The 17,006-nt window shown below is 67.8% G+C and carries 19 protein-coding genes; 11 read left to right on the forward strand and 8 right to left on the reverse strand.

What is annotated here, in order from left to right; all coding sequences use genetic code 11:
• Positions 1-101 precede the first annotated feature (101 nt).
• Positions 102-1,358 carry a transcription termination factor Rho gene (gene rho / locus TS85_RS20070; protein ID WP_044334591.1) on the forward strand — a complete coding sequence of 419 codons (1,257 nt, stop codon included), beginning with the start codon at positions 102-104 and terminating at the stop codon, positions 1,356-1,358.
• Between the two features lie 123 nt (positions 1,359-1,481).
• The gene (locus TS85_RS20075; protein WP_044334592.1) at positions 1,482-2,204 is read left to right on the forward strand and encodes a TerC family protein; all 723 of its coding nucleotides are present in this window, start codon (positions 1,482-1,484) and stop codon (positions 2,202-2,204) included.
• Between the two features lie 46 nt (positions 2,205-2,250).
• Here TS85_RS20075 and TS85_RS20080 read toward each other — a convergent pair whose 3' ends face one another.
• Both TS85_RS20080 and TS85_RS20085 read right to left on the reverse strand, forming a co-directional pair.
• A complete protein-coding gene (locus TS85_RS20080; protein ID WP_044334594.1) occupies positions 2,251-2,949 on the reverse strand; it encodes a dienelactone hydrolase family protein in 699 nt (232 codons plus the stop codon).
• Positions 2,946-3,464: a methylated-DNA--[protein]-cysteine S-methyltransferase gene (locus TS85_RS20085; protein ID WP_227698552.1), complete on the reverse strand. Its 519-nt coding sequence runs from the start codon at positions 3,462-3,464 to the stop codon at positions 2,946-2,948. Before TS85_RS20085 ends, TS85_RS20080 begins: the two co-directional genes overlap by 4 nt.
• Before the next feature lie 13 nt (positions 3,465-3,477).
• On the opposite strand from TS85_RS20085, the gene TS85_RS20090 reads away from it, so the two are divergent.
• From TS85_RS20090 to TS85_RS20115, 6 genes are read left to right on the forward strand one after another with little or no spacing between them, the layout of a single operon-like run.
• Positions 3,478-3,711, forward strand: coding sequence for a DUF6489 family protein (locus TS85_RS20090; RefSeq protein ID WP_044334598.1), 234 nt, complete (start codon positions 3,478-3,480; stop codon positions 3,709-3,711).
• Positions 3,712-3,720: 9 nt separating this feature from the next.
• Positions 3,721-5,010, forward strand: a complete 1,290-nt coding sequence (gene mnmE, locus TS85_RS20095) for a tRNA uridine-5-carboxymethylaminomethyl(34) synthesis GTPase MnmE (protein ID WP_044334600.1) — start codon at positions 3,721-3,723, stop codon at positions 5,008-5,010.
• Positions 5,011-5,067: 57 nt separating this feature from the next.
• A complete protein-coding gene (gene mnmG / locus TS85_RS20100) occupies positions 5,068-6,897 on the forward strand; it encodes a tRNA uridine-5-carboxymethylaminomethyl(34) synthesis enzyme MnmG (protein ID WP_044334602.1) in 1,830 nt (609 codons plus the stop codon).
• Positions 6,894-7,517: a 16S rRNA (guanine(527)-N(7))-methyltransferase RsmG gene (rsmG, locus tag TS85_RS20105; protein WP_044334604.1), complete on the forward strand. Its 624-nt coding sequence runs from the start codon at positions 6,894-6,896 to the stop codon at positions 7,515-7,517. The genes mnmG and rsmG overlap by 4 nt, the downstream gene beginning before the upstream one ends.
• On the forward strand, positions 7,514-8,296 hold the full coding sequence (locus TS85_RS20110) for a ParA family protein (RefSeq protein ID WP_044334606.1): 783 nt from the start codon (positions 7,514-7,516) through the stop codon (positions 8,294-8,296). Before rsmG ends, TS85_RS20110 begins: the two co-directional genes overlap by 4 nt.
• Positions 8,293-9,192, forward strand: coding sequence for a ParB/RepB/Spo0J family partition protein (locus TS85_RS20115; RefSeq protein WP_044334608.1), 900 nt, complete (start codon positions 8,293-8,295; stop codon positions 9,190-9,192). The genes TS85_RS20110 and TS85_RS20115 overlap by 4 nt, the downstream gene beginning before the upstream one ends.
• A gap of 7 nt (positions 9,193-9,199) precedes the next feature.
• Here TS85_RS20115 and holA read toward each other — a convergent pair whose 3' ends face one another.
• Genes holA through TS85_RS20135 form a run of 4 tightly spaced genes read right to left on the reverse strand, consistent with a single transcriptional unit; the run spans position 9,200 to position 13,673 of the window.
• A complete protein-coding gene (holA, locus tag TS85_RS20120; RefSeq protein ID WP_044334610.1) occupies positions 9,200-10,222 on the reverse strand; it encodes a DNA polymerase III subunit delta in 1,023 nt (340 codons plus the stop codon).
• A complete protein-coding gene (gene lptE / locus TS85_RS20125; RefSeq protein ID WP_044334613.1) occupies positions 10,219-10,713 on the reverse strand; it encodes an LPS assembly lipoprotein LptE in 495 nt (164 codons plus the stop codon). Before lptE ends, holA begins: the two co-directional genes overlap by 4 nt.
• Positions 10,710-13,226: a leucine--tRNA ligase gene (gene leuS, locus TS85_RS20130; RefSeq protein ID WP_044334614.1), complete on the reverse strand. Its 2,517-nt coding sequence runs from the start codon at positions 13,224-13,226 to the stop codon at positions 10,710-10,712. Before leuS ends, lptE begins: the two co-directional genes overlap by 4 nt.
• 15 nt (positions 13,227-13,241) lie before the next feature.
• Positions 13,242-13,673, reverse strand: coding sequence for a DUF3576 domain-containing protein (locus tag TS85_RS20135; protein ID WP_044334616.1), 432 nt, complete (start codon positions 13,671-13,673; stop codon positions 13,242-13,244).
• 300 nt (positions 13,674-13,973) lie between these two features.
• On the opposite strand from TS85_RS20135, the gene TS85_RS20140 reads away from it, so the two are divergent.
• The gene (locus TS85_RS20140; RefSeq protein WP_044336692.1) at positions 13,974-14,678 is read left to right on the forward strand and encodes a hypothetical protein; all 705 of its coding nucleotides are present in this window, start codon (positions 13,974-13,976) and stop codon (positions 14,676-14,678) included.
• A gap of 10 nt (positions 14,679-14,688) precedes the next feature.
• Here TS85_RS20140 and TS85_RS20145 read toward each other — a convergent pair whose 3' ends face one another.
• Positions 14,689-15,237 (reverse strand): thiamine phosphate synthase, encoded by a 549-nt coding sequence (locus TS85_RS20145; protein ID WP_227698553.1) that lies wholly within the window; start codon positions 15,235-15,237, stop codon positions 14,689-14,691.
• Between TS85_RS20145 and TS85_RS20150 the strand changes: the two genes are divergently transcribed.
• Positions 15,236-15,904, forward strand: coding sequence for a YggS family pyridoxal phosphate-dependent enzyme (locus TS85_RS20150; RefSeq protein WP_044334620.1), 669 nt, complete (start codon positions 15,236-15,238; stop codon positions 15,902-15,904). The genes TS85_RS20145 and TS85_RS20150 overlap by 2 nt on opposite strands.
• Entirely contained in the window at positions 15,901-16,563 is a 663-nt protein-coding gene (locus tag TS85_RS20155) for an HAD family hydrolase (RefSeq protein WP_044334622.1), read from the forward strand. Before TS85_RS20150 ends, TS85_RS20155 begins: the two co-directional genes overlap by 4 nt.
• A gap of 4 nt (positions 16,564-16,567) precedes the next feature.
• On the opposite strand, the gene TS85_RS20160 is transcribed toward TS85_RS20155, so the two are convergent.
• Positions 16,568-17,005, reverse strand: coding sequence for a hypothetical protein (locus TS85_RS20160; RefSeq protein WP_044334625.1), 438 nt, complete (start codon positions 17,003-17,005; stop codon positions 16,568-16,570).
• Position 17,006 lies beyond the last annotated feature (1 nt).

A 17,006-nucleotide genomic window follows, 5' to 3' on the forward strand; every position in this document is an offset into this window, starting at 1 on the left:
ACAGGCCGATCGCTTTCCTGCGGCGGTCCCTTCCTCCAGCATCGCTTATCGCGCGCATCTCCGCCGACCGACGCTCCCCCCGCTAGAATTCCGGACTCCTTATGCACCTCAAGGACCTCAAGAAAACCCCGCCCGCAGAACTGGTCTCGATGGCCGAGGATCTGGGTGTCGAGGGTGCGTCGACGCTGCGCAAGCAGGATCTGCTGTTCGCCATCCTCAAGGCCCAGGCCGAGAATGGCGAGCAGATCATGGGTGAGGGCACGATCGAAGTGCTCCCCGACGGCTTCGGCTTCCTGCGCAGCCCGCAGGCCAATTATCTCGCCGGCCCCGACGACATCTATGTCTCGCCCAACCAGGTCCGCAAATTCGGGCTGCGCACCGGTGACACCGTTGAAGGCGAAATCCGCGGGCCGAAGGACGGCGAACGCTATTTCGCGCTGACGCGGCTGGTGTCGGTCAATTTCGACGATCCCGACGCCGTCCGCCACCGCGTCAATTTCGACAATCTGACGCCGCTCTATCCCGACGAAAAGCTGACGCTCGATCCGCAGGACCCCACGGTCAAGGACAAGTCGGCGCGCGTGATCGACATCATCAGCCCGCAGGGCAAGGGCCAGCGCGCGCTGATCGTCGCGCCGCCGCGCGTCGGCAAGACCGTGCTGCTCCAGAACATCGCCAAGGCGATCACCGACAACCATCCCGAAGTCTTCCTGATCGTGCTGCTGATCGACGAGCGGCCCGAGGAAGTGACGGACATGCAGCGTTCGGTGAAGGGCGAGGTCATTTCCTCTACCTTTGACGAGCCTGCCCAGCGCCACGTCCAAGTATCTGAAATGGTTATCGAAAAGGCAAAGCGCCTGGTCGAGCACAAGAAGGATGTCGTCATCCTGCTCGATTCGATCACCCGGCTCGGCCGTGCCTACAACACCGTCGTCCCCAGCTCGGGCAAGGTGCTGACCGGCGGCGTCGATGCCAATGCGCTGCAGCGCCCGAAGCGCTTCTTCGGCGCCGCGCGCAACATCGAAGAGGGCGGCTCGCTGTCGATCATCGCCACCGCGCTGATCGACACCGGCAGCCGGATGGACGAAGTCATCTTCGAAGAGTTCAAGGGCACCGGCAATTCCGAAATCGTGCTCGACCGCAAGGTGGCGGACAAGCGCATCTTCCCGGCGCTCGACGTCGGCAAGTCGGGCACCCGCAAGGAAGAGCTGCTCGTCGACAAGAACAAGCTGTCCAAGATGTGGGTGCTCCGCCGCATCCTGATGCAGATGGGCACGATCGACGCGATGGAGTTCCTGCTCGACAAGATGAAGGATTCGAAGACCAACGAGGATTTCTTCGACTCGATGAACCAGTAGCGCCGCGCCCGCGCGGACCGGAAATGAAGCGGCGCGGGCAGCAATGCCCGCGCCGTTCGCGTTTGTAACATGGGTTGTCGCGTCCGGGCTTGCCTTCCCCCCCTCTCACGCTAGGGATTGGCGATGCTCGACATGATCCTCAGCGCAGCCGCCTCCGGCGTTGGTTCCCCCCTCGATATCTGGCACCATATCGTTGCCGATTTCTCGAACCTCGGCGACCCCGCGGCGCTGGCCGCATTCGGGTCGGTGCTGATGATCGATCTGGTGCTGGCGGGCGACAATGCGATCGTCGTCGGGGCGCTGGCAGCTGGCCTTCCGGCAGAGCAGCGCAAGAAGGTCATCCTGATCGGCATCGGCGCCGCGCTGATCCTGCGGATTATCTTTGCGCTCGCGGTCAGCTGGCTGATGGGGATCGTGGGGCTGATCTTCGCGGGCGGGCTGTTGCTGCTCTGGGTGAGCTGGAAATTCTGGCGCGAGATTCGCCACGGTGCCGAAAATGCAGGCTCGGCCGAAGTCTCCGGGGACGAGCATTCGGGCGTCCGCTCGGCGCGCAGCTTTGCCGGTGCCGCCTGGGCCGTCGCGGTCGCCGATGTCTCGATGAGCCTCGACAACGTGCTCGCGGTCGCGGGTGCGGCGCGCGAGCATCCCGGCATCCTCGTCGTCGGGCTGCTGCTGTCGGTCGCGCTGATGGGTCTGGCCGCCAACTTCATCGCCAAGCTGATCGACCGCTATCGCTGGATCGCCTATTTCGGGCTGGCGGTGATCGTCTTCGTCGCGTTCAAGATGATCTATGAGGGCTGGATCGGCAGCGGCGAGACGCCGGGGATCACCACGCTGTTCAGCTGAGCAGGGTAGGGCAGGCGCCCGCAGGCGCCTGCTCCACGTGAAACAATCAGCCGAGATGCTCGGCGAAAAACGTGGCAGTCCGTGAGTCCGCCAGCTCCGCCGCCGCTTCCGACCGGCGCTTGCCGCTCTCGGTCGCAAAGCCATGGTCCTCGCCGGGATAGTCGGCCAGCGTGACCTTGGGGTGATCGTCCAGCCCTTCGTGCATCTTCGCCTGGATATCCGGCGTCACGAAATGGTCGGCGCCGGCAATATGCAACAGCACCGGGTTGGCGATGGCGTGCTTCTCGTCGAGCAGACCGTCGATCCCGACGGCGTAATAGCCGACGCTCGCGTCGCTGTCGGTCCGCGTCGCCGCCATGAACGCCAGCCGCCCGCCGAGGCAATAGCCGACCACGCCGACCTTGCCGCCGCCCAGCTCGGCACGCGCCGCGCGGATCGTCGCTTCGATATCGGCGATGCCCAGCGCCTGGTCGAACTTGCCCATCAGCCCGAGTGCCGTCTGGAACTCCTCCGGCACATCGGGATCGAGCTGGACGCCCGGTTCGATCCGCCAAAACAGGTCGGGCGCGACGGCGAGATAGCCCTGCGCGGCCCAGGCGTCGCACTTGCTGCGGATACCGGGGTTTACCCCGAATATCTCCTGGATCACCACGATCGCCGCACGCGGCGTACCCTCGGGCGCGGCGAAATAGGCGTCGAAGCTGCCGCTGTCGTCGAGCGCGGCAATCGGGTGCATCCCATTCATAATAAACGTCCTTCGGAAAAGCGCCGCTCATGCTCGAGCAGCCAGGATTTGGTGACCGGGCCATCGCCCGCCGAATAGGCACCCAACGCACCTCCCGCGCCGAGGATGCGATGGCACGGCACGACGATCGGGAAGGGATTGCGCGCGCAAAGCTGGCCGACCGCGCGGGCGCTAGACCTAAGTGTGATCGCCAGCTCTCCATAGCTCAGCGTCTCGCCATAGCCGACCGCGACCAGTCCCGCCCGCAGCACCGCCCCACGATCGGTTGCGGCGGGAGCCAGCGCCAGCGTGAAGTGCTTGCGGGAGCCCGCGAACCACTCCGCAATCTGGTCATGTGCGTCGCGAACCGCGGCGGCGCACCCGGCGCGCGCCACGCTGCCTGGCGCTTCGATCCGGATCGCATGGACCAGCGCGTCGTCGCCCTCGATCCGGACGATGCCGATGGGCGTTGCGATCAGGGCATGGTCGCGCGCATACATGGCCCAAGGCGTACATCCGCCCCGATACGTGCTCAAGCGGAGAAGAGCGATGAAGATCAATGTCGAGGTCGAATGCACGCCGGAGGAGGCGCGCCGCTTCATGGGCCTCCCGGATCTCGCTCCGGTCCATGAGAAATATGTGTCGATGATGGTCGAGGCGATCGACAAACAGGGCAGCCCCGAGGCGTTTCAGGCGATGATCGGGAGCTGGGCGCCGATGGGCGAGGCGGGGATGAACTTCTGGCGCGGGATTTTCGACGCCGGGGCCAAGTCGGGGAACTGAGCGCCGGCGATGGATACGATTTACGCGGTGTCGAGCGGTGCGCCGCCCGCCGCAATCGCTGTGCTGCGGATCAGCGGCGCGCGGGCATTCGATGCCGTGCGTGCGCTTGCCGGGCGACTGCCTGCGCCGCGCCGGGCGAGCCTGTGCAGCCTTCGCGATCCAGCGGATTCGACGTTGCTCGATCGCGCGCTGGTGCTGGTGTTTCCTAGCCCTGAAACCGCGACCGGCGAGGATCTGGCCGAGCTTCACCTCCACGGCGGGCGCGCGGTGGTGCGCGCGGTGGAACGCGCGCTCGCCGTACTACCAGGGATGCGCGCCGCGGCTGCGGGCGAGTTCACCCGGCGCGCGCTCGCGCATGGCCGGCTCGACCTGAGCGAAGCCGAGGGGCTGGGGGATCTGCTCGCCGCCGAAACCGAGAGCCAGCGGCGGGTGGCGATCCGGTCGGCCGAGGGCGGGGTTCGGCGCGCGGTGGAGGCGTGGTCGGCGCAAACGCTGGACCTCGCCGCGCAGGTCGAGGCGTTGCTCGACCATAGCGACGAGGATGATGTATCGGCGGAGGCGCTGACGCTGTCGGCGCTCCAGGCCGAAGCGCGCGCGATTGGGCAGGCGATCGAGGCCGTGACCGCGCGCCCCCCGGTCGAACGGCTTCGCGACGGGCTCCGCGTGGTGCTTGCGGGGCCGCCCAATGCCGGCAAGTCGACCTTGCTCAATGCGCTTGCCGGGCGCGAGGCGGCGATCGTCTCGCCTGTCGCCGGGACTACGCGGGATCGGATCGAAGTGCCGCTGGTGCGCGACGGTCTGGCCTATGTGTTCACCGACACCGCCGGGCTCTCGGATGCGCCCGGCGATGCGATTGAGGCGATCGGCATTGCCCGCGCGCGCGAGGCGCTGGGCGGTGCCGATCTGCTATTGTGGCTCGGCGACGATGCGCCGCCGGAGACACCGCCGGGGCTGTGGCTCCACGCCCGTGCCGATGCGCCCGGGCGCGGCGTCACGCAGCCAGGGCAGGTCGCGGTGTCGGCTGCCACTGGGATGGGGATCGATGCCGTGTGGGAAGGGCTGGCAGAGCTGGGCGGGGCGCTCGTCCCGCCGCCCGATCTGATCGCGCTCAACCAGCGCCAGCGCGCCCTCTGCGCCGCTGCTGGCGATGCATTGCGCCGTGCCACGGGGCAGGACGACCTGTTGCTACTGGCGGAGGAACTGCGCACCGCGCTGCGCTGTTTCGACGCCGTGACGGGGCGGGCAGGGGTCGAGGCGATGCTCGACAGCCTCTTCGCGCGGTTCTGCATCGGCAAATGACGTTGTTCCATGTGGAACGCTTTTGACGTTGCCCGGCGCAGCTTGTAGCGAGCGGCCATGGATTTTGACGTCATTGTGATCGGTGGAGGACATGCCGGGACCGAAGCGGCCGCGGTAGCCGCACGTCGCGGCGCCCGCACCGCGCTGCTGAGCTTCGACCTCACCAAGCTCGGCGCGATGTCGTGCAATCCCGCGATCGGCGGGCTCGGCAAGGGGCATCTGGTCCGCGAAGTCGATGCGTTTGACGGGCTGATCGCGCGCGCGGCGGACGCCGCCGGCATCCATTATCGCATGCTCAATCGCAGCAAGGGCACCGCCGTACAGGGACCGCGCGTCCAGGCCGACCGCACCCGCTACGCCGCCGCGATCCAGGCCATGCTCGCCGCGCAGCCGGGGTTGACGCTGGTGGCGGGCGAGGCGGGCGCGCTCGAAATGGCGGGCGGAGCGGTTGCCGGAGTGCGGCTGCGCGATGGCACCGTGCTTCGTGCGCGCGCGGTGGTGCTCGCGACCGGGACCTTCCTTGGCGGGCGCATCTTCCGCGGCGAGGAGCGGATCGAGGGCGGGCGCATCGATGAGGCGGCGGCAACGATCCTTGCGCAGCAGCTCCGCGCGCTCGCGCTGCCGATGGCGCGGCTCAAGACGGGTACGCCGCCGCGGCTCGACGGGCGCACGATCGACTGGGCGCGCATCGCCGAACAGCCATCGGACGAAGACCCGTGGACGATGTCGCCGCTGACGGGCGCGCGCACCTTGCCGCAGCTCCATTGCGGGATCACCCGCACCAACGGCGCGACGCATGACGCCATTCGCGCGGGGCTCGATCGCTCGCCGCTGTTCAGCGGGGCGATTGGCGGGCAGGGGCCGCGATACTGCCCGTCGATCGAGGACAAGATCCATCGCTTCGGCGATCGCGACGGGCATCAGATCTTTCTCGAGCCTGAGGGTCTCGACACCCCGCTGATCTATCCCAACGGGATGTCGACCTCGCTGCCGGTGGATGTCCAGGCCGCGATGGTGGCGTCGATTGCCGGGCTGGAGCGCGCCCGGATCGTCACCCCCGGCTATGCGGTCGAATATGACCATATCGACCCGCGCGCGCTGGATGCGACGCTGGGGCTGGCCGCGATTCCGGGGCTGTTCTGCGCTGGGCAGATCAACGGCACCACCGGCTATGAAGAGGCGGCGGGGCAGGGGCTGGTCGCCGGCGCCAACGCAGCCGCGCACGCGCTCGGAACCGCGCCCTTGGTCCTCGATCGCGCGACGAGCTACCTCGGGGTCATGGTGGATGACCTCGTGCTGCAAGGCGTCACCGAGCCCTATCGTATGCTCACCGCCCGTGCCGAGTTCCGGCTGCGGCTCCGGGCGGACAATGCCGAAACGCGGCTGACCCCACTGGCGCGCGATCTCGGTTGCCTCGGGCCCGAGCGGCTGGCGCGGCAGGCATGGCGCGAAGAAGCACGCGCCGCGCTGGACACCCGCTTCGCCGAGACGATCACCGCGAGTGCGCTCCATGCGCGCGGCGCGCCGGTGGGGCTCGACGGGGCGCGGCGTTCGGCGCGCGAATGGCTGCGCTTTCCGGGTGTCATGCTGGATCAGGTCGCGCCGGACGTTGCGGCTGACCCCGCGCTGCTCGCCGAGTTCGTCGAGGATGCGCGTTACGCACCCTATCTCGAGCGGCAGGAAAGCGAAGTCGCGCAGCTCCGCGCGAACGACAGCGTGCGGCTGGTGGCAGGACTGAACTTCGCCGACATCCCCGGCCTCTCGAACGAAATGGTCGAACGCCTCAGCGCCGCCCGGCCCGAGACGCTCGGCGCTGCGGCGCGGATTCGCGGGATCACCCCCGCGGCGCTCTCGGCGATTCTGCTCCACGCGCGTCGCGCGGCATGACCGAGGAAGAGGCACGCCACTGGGTCCGCGGGACCTTCGGTGTTTCACGTGAAACGCTGCTGGAGCGCTTTGGAGCGTTGCTGGTAGCCGAATCGAAGCACCAGAACCTCATCGCCGCATCGACCATCGACACGCTGTGGACACGCCATCTGGTCGATTCTGCCCAGCTCATTCCGCTCGCTGCGAACGCGCCCCGCGGCGCCTGGATCGATATCGGCGCCGGGGCCGGGCTGCCTGGCATCGTCGTCGCAATCCTGGTCGAGCGCCCGGTCATACTCGTCGAGCCACGCGCCCGGCGCGTCGCCTTTCTCCGCGAGGTGGCGGACGCGCTGGGCCTCACCAAGCGGGTCACCGTCCAGCAAAGCCGCATCGAAGCCTATCACCCGACCAACCGCGCCGCCGTCATTTCCGCGCGCGCGGTGGCTGAATTGTCCACTTTGCTCGCGTCCGCACTGCATTGCAGCGATAGCGGGACACTCTGGGTGCTCCCTAAAGGCCGCAATGCACAATCAGAGGTGGAAGCTGCCGCCGCGAACTGGCAAGGTGCGTTTCACGTGGAACGAAGCATCACCGAGCCGGCGTCCGGCGTGGTGATCGCGCAGGGGGTGCGCCCAAGATGATCTGCATCGCGATCGCGAACCAGAAGGGTGGGGTGGGCAAGACCACCACCGCAATCAACGTCGGCACTGCACTCGCGGCGACGGGCAAGCGCGTCCTGCTGCTCGATCTCGATCCGCAGGGGAATTGCAGCACCGGGCTGGGCATCAGCCGCGCCGATCGCGAGCATTCGAGCTATGATCTGCTCGTCGGCGATCATGATCTCGAAGAAGTTGCGGTGCCGACCCAGGTGCCCGGCCTCGACATCGTCCCCGCGACGCAGGACCTGTCGGGCGCCGAGATCGAACTGATCGAGTTCGAGGCGCGCACGCACCGCCTCGACGCGGCGCTGGCGCGGCACAAGGGTGGGCGCTGGGACGTGGTGCTGATCGACTGCCCGCCGTCATTGGGACTGCTGACGATCAACGCGATGGTCGCCGCGCATGCGCTGCTGGTGCCGCTGCAATGCGAGTTCTTCGCACTGGAGGGGCTCAGCCAGCTGCTCACCACGGTCGAGCGCATTCGCAGCCGGTTCAATCCCGGGCTGTCGATCCTCGGCGTCGCACTGACCATGTATGATCGCCGCAACCGGCTGACCGACCAGGTGTCGGACGATGTCCGCGCGGTGCTGGGCCGCGTGGTGTTCGACACGGTGATTCCCCGCAACGTCCGACTGTCCGAGGCGCCGAGCCACGGACTGCCCGCGCTGATCTACGATCATAAATGCGCAGGCTCCGAAGCCTATATCGCGCTCGCCCGCGAGGTGATCGAGCGCCTGCCCAAGCTCAAGAAGGCCGCATGACCGAACCCGCGTCGCGTAAACCCCGTCCCGGTCTTGGCCGGGGACTCAGTGCCCTGCTCGGCGATTCGGTTCCCGAGGCTCCGATCTCCGGCGCCCCCGACACCAGCAGCACCCCCGGCGTGCGCACCCTGCCGGTCAGCGCGATGGCACCGCATCCCGATCAGCCGCGCCGCCATTTCGACGAGGACGCGCTTGAGGAGCTCGCCAAGTCGATTTCGGCGCGCGGGCTGATCCAGCCGATCGTCGTGCGCCCGCACGGCCACAGCTATCAGATCGTCGCCGGCGAGCGCCGCTGGCGCGCGGCGCAGCGTGCGCGGCTCCACGAAGTCCCGGTGATCGTCCGCGAGCTGACCGATGCCGAGACGATGGAACTGGCGCTCGTCGAGAATATCCAGCGCGAGGATCTCAACGCGATCGAAGAGGCTGAAGCCTATTCGCGGCTGATCAACCAGTTCGGCCATACCCAGGAGGCGCTGGCGCGGCTCGTCCACAAGTCGCGCAGCCATGTCGCCAATCTGTTGCGGCTCCTCGACCTGCCGGCGCCGGTGCGCCAGCTCGTCGTCGAGGGCGCGATTGAAATGGGGCATGCCCGTGCGCTGATCGGCGCGCCCGATGCCGAGCGCCTCGCGCGGGTCGTCGCCGACAAGGGGCTGTCGGTGCGCGATACCGAAAAGCTGGCGCGCGAAGCCAAGCCCGCCAAGCGCAGCGGCGGGGCCGCCGCCGAAGCCGCGCCGCGCAACGCCGATCTCGCCGCGCTCGAGCATCAATTGGGCGACGTGCTGGGGCTCAAGATCAGCATCGCGCATGGTGCGAAGGGCGGCACGCTGACACTGACCTATTCGACGCTCGACCAGCTCGACATGGTCTGCCAGCGGCTCAGCGGCGAGCGGATTTAACCCAGGTTCAGCCGCGCGCGCGGGCGGCGGCGCGGGCGATCGCGGTGCATTCGGCTTCGGCCAGGACTTCGCCTGCGCTCGCGGCGCGCATCAATGCGCGTTCGGTGGCGCGGACCCGGTCGATCGCGCGCGCGATCTGGGGCGCGGTCCAGCGGCGCAGCGCGCGCGTCGTCGCGGGCTTCTCGCGGAAGAATATCCGATTCTTCTCAAGCACTTCGTCGATACTCGCGCCCTTGTCCATATCCGCGCGCAGCTCGGATAGCGTCATCAGCCGCCGCGCGAGCTGGCGCAGTAGCGGGATCGCCGATCCGCCACCCTGGCTCAGTCGCGCAAGCTCGGACCCGATTTCGGCGACGCGCCCGTCGAGCACGGCCTCGATCGTGTGGAACAGCTCGGTATCGTTGAGGTCGGCACCGATCGCATCGAGCGCATCGCCATCGGCATCACGCGGGCGATCGGGGGCGGCGTCGAGGAACAGAGCGAGCTTCTCGATCTCGCGCGCCAGAATCGCGCGGTCGCCGCCGGTCGCGTGCGCCAGCCGCTGGGGAACGTCGCCGGTGAGCCGAAGCCCCTGTTCGCGCGCGACATTGGTTGCCATCCGTGTCGCGTCTAGCCCCTCGGGCACGTAACAGGCATGCGCCATTGCAGTGGGGGCGGCGATCGCCATCTTGACCAGCTTGCCGCTGGCCTTGAGCCCCGGGCCGATCGCGATCACCGGGTTGCCCGCGCGCTCGGCGCCGAGGAGCAAGGTTACGGCCTCGACGGCGGCCTCCTCGATTCCGGTGACGCGGATAAAGCGCACTCCGCCGAACAGTGACAGCGACGCGGCCTCGTCCGCCAGCCTTCCGGGCTGTTCGCGCAGCCCCTTCATATCGATATCGACGCGCTCCGCCTCGGGACCCAGCGCGCGCGCCAGCCGCGTGGCAAGGTCCGCTGCGCCAGCCTCGTCGGGGCCGTGGAACAGATAGAATCGCGTATTCGGGTTCGGCTTGTCGACAGCGGCGCGGATCTGCGTCGCATTCGCCTTCATGGCGTCGGCGCCGCCCGGGCGTAGCGCGCGACACGGGCGACGATCTGGTCGGCGACGATTCCCGACAGCCGCTCGAGCGCGCTGCGTTCCGCTGCGATCGTCGCATATTCGGAGCCGACGACGTCGATCCCCGCATCCGATCCCGCGGTCGCGTCGAGCACGACCGTACCGTTGGACAAGTCCACCAGCTGGTAGCGCGCGCGCAGCGTCCGCCGCTCGCGCGCGACGCTGTCGTTGCGACGCACGCCGAGCCCCGAAATCTGGTCGTCGAGTTCGACCTGGAGCCGATAGCGCGCAGCGCCGTTGCGCGTGGCGTCGAGCCGGTCGCGCAGCGCATTCGATACCAGCCATCCCGACTGGCCCACGATTGGTGCGACTTCGATCGACGCGAGCGTCGACTGGACCTGCCCGCCAGCGCCACCGCCATAGAGCGGCCGCAGCCCGCAACCCGACAGCGCAAGCGCGGCGGCGAGGAGCAGCGCGATCCTCATGCGACGATATTCACGAGCCGGTCGGGCACGACGATCACCTTTCTGGGCGCTTTGCCTTCGAGCAGCCGAACGATCTTGTCGGATGCAAGTGCCGCGGCCTCGACGTCCTCGCGCGCCATCCCCTTGGGCAATAGCAAAGTGTCGCGCAGCTTGCCATTGACCTGAATCGCCACGGTAACTTCGTCGTCGACGAGCAGGGCAGGGTCAACCTCGGGCCAGGGCGCATCGGCGACCAGCCCCGCATTGTCCATCGCGGCCCAGGCTTCCTCGGCCAGATGCGGCACCATCGGCGCGACGATGCGGACGAGGGTGCGGATCGCGGCGGTGCGCGACGCGGAGGGCTGGGCACGTTCGAGCGCGTTGACCAGCTCATACAGCTTGGCCACCGCCTTGTTGAAGGTCAGCGCCTCGACATCCTCGGCGACGCCCGCGATCGTGCGGTGGAGGCGGCGGTCGAGATCCTTGTCCGCGCCCGTCGCATCGCCCTGGTCGGACAGCCCGTCGAACAGCCGCCACAGCCGCTGGACGAAGCGCCAGGCGCCTTCGATGCCGTTCTCGCTCCACTCCAGGTCGCGCTCGGGCGGCGAGTCGGACAGCATGAACCAGCGGACCGCGTCGGCACCATATTGGTCGACGATCGGCTCGGGATCGACGGTATTCTTCTTCGACTTCGACATCTTCTCGATGCGGCCGACTTCGATGACGTCACCCGAGGCGATCTCGACTGCCCCGGCGCTGTCCTTGCGGATTTCCTCGGGCGACAGCCATTTGCCGCCGAGGGTCTTATAGGTCTCGTGCGTCACCATCCCCTGGGTGAACAGCCCGGCAAAGGGTTCGGTCACGTCGAGCTTGCCGATATGGTTCAGCGCGCGGGTGAAGAAGCGGGCGTAGAGCAGGTGGAGGATCGCATGCTCGACTCCGCCGATATATTGCCCGACCGGCAGCCATTGCTCGGCCACCGCCTTGTCGAACGGCTGATCGCTCGGCTGGCTGGCGAAGCGGATGAAATACCAGGACGAATCGAAAAAGGTGTCGAGCGTGTCGGTTTCGCGCCGGGCCTCCGCGCCGCATTGGGGGCACGCGACGTGCTTCCACGTCGGATGCCGGTCCAGCGGGTTGCCGGGCACGTCGAAGCTGACATCGTCGGGCAGCACGACCGGAAGCTGGTCGCGCGGTACGGGGACCGCGCCGCACGCATCGCAATGGATGATCGGGATCGGCGTGCCCCAATAACGCTGGCGGCTCACGCCCCAGTCGCGCAGGCGCCAGACGGTGGTGCCGGTGCCCCATCCACCCTCTTCGGCGCGCACGATCACCGCGCGCTTGGCATCGGGGACGTCGAGCCCGTCGAGGAAATGCGAATTCACCAGCGTACCCGGCCCGGTATAGGCCGCGTCGTCATGGAAATCGGGATCGGTCTTGTCGCCCTCGGAAACCACGCGGCGGATCGGCAGGCCGTATTTGGTCGCGAAGTCATAATCGCGCTGGTCGTGCGCGGGCACGCCGAACACCGCGCCGGTGCCATAGTCCATCAGCACGAAATTGGCGATATACACCGGCAATTGTCGTTCTGAATCAAATGAATGCGCGGCAGTGATGCCGGTATCCCAGCCCAATTTCTCCTGCGTCTCCAGCTCGGCGGCGGTCGTTCCGCCCAGCTTGCACTGGGCGATGAACGCGGCAACCTCGGGGCTGGTCTCGGCCAGCGCCTGCGCGATCGGATGGTCTGCCGCGACCGCGACGAAGCTGGCGCCGAACATCGTATCGGGCCGCGTGGTGAACACTTCCACGCTGCCGCCATCGGACAGCGAAAAGCGGAACTGCAGCCCCTCGGACTTGCCGATCCAGTTCTCCTGCATCAGCTTGACCTTGTCGGGCCAATGCTCAAGCGCGCGGACGCCCTCCAGCAATTCGTCGGCGAACTGGGTGATCTTGAGGAACCACTGGCTCAGCTTGCGCCGCTCGATCAGCGCGCCCGAACGCCATCCCCGCCCGTCGATCACCTGCTCGTTGGCGAGCACGGTCATGTCGACCGGGTCCCAATTGACCGCCGATTCCTTGCGATAGACCAGCCCGCTCGCGAAGAAATCGAGGAAGATCGCCTGTTCGTGGCCGTAATAATCGGGCTCGCAGGTCGCGACTTCGCGCGTCCAGTCGAGCGCGAAGCCCAGCCGCTTGAGCTGCGCCTTCATCGTCGCGATGTTGGCGCGGGTCCAGGTGCCGGGATGGACCTTCTTTTCCATCGCGGCATTTTCGGCGGGCATGCCGAATGCGTCCCATCCCATCGGATGGAGCACTTCCATGCCCTTCATCCGGCGGAATCGCGCGAGGACGTCGCCCATCGTGTAATTGCGGACATGCCCCATATGGATGCGCCCCGAGGGATAGGGGAACATCTCGAGCACATAGCTTTTGGGCTTGGGCGAATCGTCGCGCGCGGCGAAGGTGCGGCGGTCGTCCCACACCTTCTGCCACGCGGCGTCCGCCTTCAAGGGATTGAAGCGCGACGCCATCACTGCATTCCAGTCTTAGTTGACGAGCGCGGCGCGGCGGAGATCGCGGGCGCGGGTGAGGATGATGTCCTCGAGCTTCTGGACGGTCGCCGCCTGGACCGGCGCCGCGACCCACTGGCCGCCGCGGTTGATCTCGCGCAGCGCCGCGACGCGCAGCGCATCGGCGCGCAGGTCCTGGTCGAGCACGGTGACGGTGACCTTCATCCGCTCGGTCGGGGTGTTGGGGTTCACATACCAGTCGGTGACGATGACGCCGCCGTTCGAATCGGTCTGGAGCAGCGGCATGAAGCTGACCGTGTCGAGGCTGGCGCGCCACAGATAGGAATTGACACCGATCGTCGTGACCTTCGACGCCGCCAGATCGGCCTCGGGCCGCTTATGGCCGCCGCACGCGGTGATCGAAAGAGCAAGCGACCCCAGGATCGCGGTGCGCAACAGGCGGTTCATCGACACATTCCTAAAGGCAATAGCAGAGCGAACGCATCTATAGAGTCTGATGTGGCGCAAGCAAGGCGCCTGCGCGGCACCGATTCGTTGGCCGGCGCCGGGGGCGGCGGCGCGATTCGGCGCGCGACCGGCATTGACGCGTTGCGGCTGCGGATGGGCACCGATACGAAGCCATTCGCAGCGAATCTGTGGGTATGGTGCAACAGTCCGGCTAAATTTGTGCCGCAGGTGGAACCACGCTTCGAAATCATGGTAGAGCACTGGCAGCAGAGAGGAATGCTAATGCGGTTGTCGCGCTGGATGACGGGATTTGGACTGGGGGTGCTCTGCGCCGCCGGGACCATGCTCGCGCCGGCGCTCCAGGCGCAAGAAGGGGGCCGACTCGAACGCATCGCCGGCAAGCGTAACGCTGCCGAAAACGCGCTCGGAGCCTTCACCCCCGCCGCCGCCGACCCCAAGCTTGCCGCGATTCTCGCGCGCAGCGGGATGCCCGAGAGCGGTTTTCGCTTCACCCCGTCGGAAGCCAGCCGTGGCGCGAATCACGGTGTGACCGTCGCGGTCCGCGCGCGCTCGACGCGAACGGTTACGGGGACGGAGCGCGTCGATCTGACCGCACCGCGCGCCGTCAGCCTCGCGCCGATTGCCTATAATCTGGGCGTGGCAGTGGGCTGGAAGCGGTTTGCCGTGTCGGGCGACGTCACGCGCGTCGAACTGATCACCCAGCCCGGCAGCCGCGAGCGCGCCGATCTGGGGCTGAGCTATACGGGCAAGCGCGTGACCGGACGCGTCCAGGCGGCCACCGATCGTCCGCTTATCGACACCCCGATCCCGATCGGCGACGCGCCGAGCTATTCGGTCGATCTGGGTGGCTCCTATTCGCTGACGCGCAACCTCGATGTGACCGCGGGTATGCGCTACAAGAGCGAGCGGGATCGGCTGCCGCGCCTCGCCGACGAGCGTCGTGACAGCCAGGCAGTCTATGTGGGCACTGCCTTCCGCTTCTGATCCGTGCGGATTACGTCCAGGCGTCGATTGCAGCCCAGCCATATAGCTTAAGTCCGCGAATCTCCTGCGCGCGCCGGGCGTTCATCCCGCCCAGCGCGATCAACGGCACGCCCAGCCCGCGGATCATCAACCCCAGCCGCACCGGACCCAGAGCGGGCGCGCCCGGATGCGATCGCGTCGCGAACACCGGCGATACGAACAGCGCATCGGCGCCGTCGCGGATCGCCGCGACTGCCTCCCGCCGCGAATGCGCGGCGCGAGTGTAGAGCCCGTGGCCGGGCCGCACGCCATGCGCCCCAGCCTCGCCGCGCCCCAGCCGATCGCCGCCCGCCCGGATCAGCACCAGCCCGCGCCTATGGGCGATGTTCGCCACGTTCGCGAACAGCGCGCGCCGCTCGGCAAGCGGGAGGCCGTAATGGCGGAAGATCACCCCGCTGCCGCGCGGCAGCCGGGCAAGGGCGGTCCACAGTCCGTCGCCCATGCGCTCGTCGGTCATCAGCCAGAGCCGGGGGAGGATGGGGTGGCGGGGGCGCATCCGCCCGACTATAGCGCCGGCCATGCCCATAGACGATGCCCCCCGGCGCCTGGCCGAAGTGAACGCGGCGATCGCCCGCGCGGCCCGGCTCGCCAGCCGTTCGCCCGAATCGGTGACGCTGATCGCCGTGTCCAAGACGCACGACGCCGACGCGATCCGCCCGCTGATCGCCGCCGGCCAGCGCGTGTTCGGCGAGAATCGCGTCCAGGAAGCCGCGGCGAAATGGCCCGCGCTGCGCGACGAGACTCCGGGAATTTCGCTCCACCTGATCGGCCAGCTCCAATCGAACAAGGCCGATGAGGCCGTCGCGCTGTTCGACGCGATCCACGCGGTCGACCGCCTGTCGCTGGTGTCGGCGCTTGCCCGCGCGATGGACAAGGCCGGGCGGCGCCCCGATTGTTTCGTCCAGGTCAATATCGGCGACGAGCCGCAAAAGGGCGGATGCCCGGTAGCCGACCTGCCCGCGCTGCTGGCCGAGGCACGCGCCGCCGAGCTGCCGCTTGCCGGGTTGATGTGCGTGCCGCCGCAGGGCGTAGAGCCCGCGCCCTATTTCGCGCTGCTGGCAAAGCTCGCGCGCGACCACGGCCTCGCGGGGCTCAGCATGGGGATGTCGAGCGACTTCGAAACCGCCGTCACGATCGGCGCGACGCAGGTCCGCGTCGGCTCCGCTTTGTTCGGAGCGCGCGCATGAGGTTCGATGCGATCCTGTTCGATTTCGACGGCGTGCTGCTCGAGAGCGAATATGCGGGCAACAAGCAGATCGCCGAGTATCTGACCGCGATCGGCCATCCGACCAGTCCCGAGGATTCGATGGCCAATTTCATGGGGCTGGCGGGGCATGATTTTCTCGCCGCGATCGAGCGCTGGATCGGGCGCGCGGTGCCCGACGATTTCCACGCCGCGCGCGCGGTCGAGGATGCGCGCGCGTTGGAGGAGGGGCTGCCCGCAGTGGCGGGCGCGATCCGCTTCATCGAAAGCCTGCCGCCCACGCTGCCCCGCGCGATCGCCTCGTCGAGCCGCACGCATTGGATCGAGACGCACCTCACCCATCTCGGCGTGCGCGATGCATTCGGCGACAAGATCTTCAGCGGGCGCGAGCATGTGACGCGAGGGAAACCGGCGCCCGACCTCTATCTCCACGCCGCCGCCGCGCTGGGCGTGGCGATCGATCGATGCGTGATCCTCGAGGATTCGCCTGTCGGCGTTACCGGTGCGGTGGCCTCCGGCGCGACGGTGATCGGGCTGTGCGCGGGCGCACACTGCGCGGTCGACCATGGCGCGCGGCTGCGCGCGCTGGGGGTGCAGCACCTCGCACAGGATTTCGACGAAGTGGCGCGGCTGATCGCCTGACTCGCTATTGCGCCTCGCGCGCAAGGATGAAGGCGCGCAGCGCTGCGGCGTCGTGGAGCGGGTGGTGCGGCACTGCGCTCAACGCCGCACCGTCAAAGCCGATCGCGTCGCACAGTTCGAATCGGATGCGGTCGATCGGATAGCGCCGCCCGGGCCCGGCGACCAGCAAAGTGGCGGCGTGCGCAATATCCTCGGGCCAGTCGGCGAAGAGCAGCGGGGCGGGATCGTTGCGCAGATAGCGCGCGAACGCATGCCCCATCTCCGCGCGGCTGACCGGCGCGATGCCCAAAACCGGCAGCACATGCTCCGCAACCCAGGGCGTCGGCTCGGTACATTCGAGTGCGGCGTAGAAGGGCGGCAGCGACTCGTCCTCGGGCACCAGCGCCAACGCGATCAGCGGCCCGCAAAACCCGTTGAACTCGGTATCTAGGAAATAGCGCATC

The organism is Sphingomonas hengshuiensis (genome assembly GCF_000935025.1).
Lineage (GTDB): Bacteria > Pseudomonadota > Alphaproteobacteria > Sphingomonadales > Sphingomonadaceae > Sphingomonas > Sphingomonas hengshuiensis.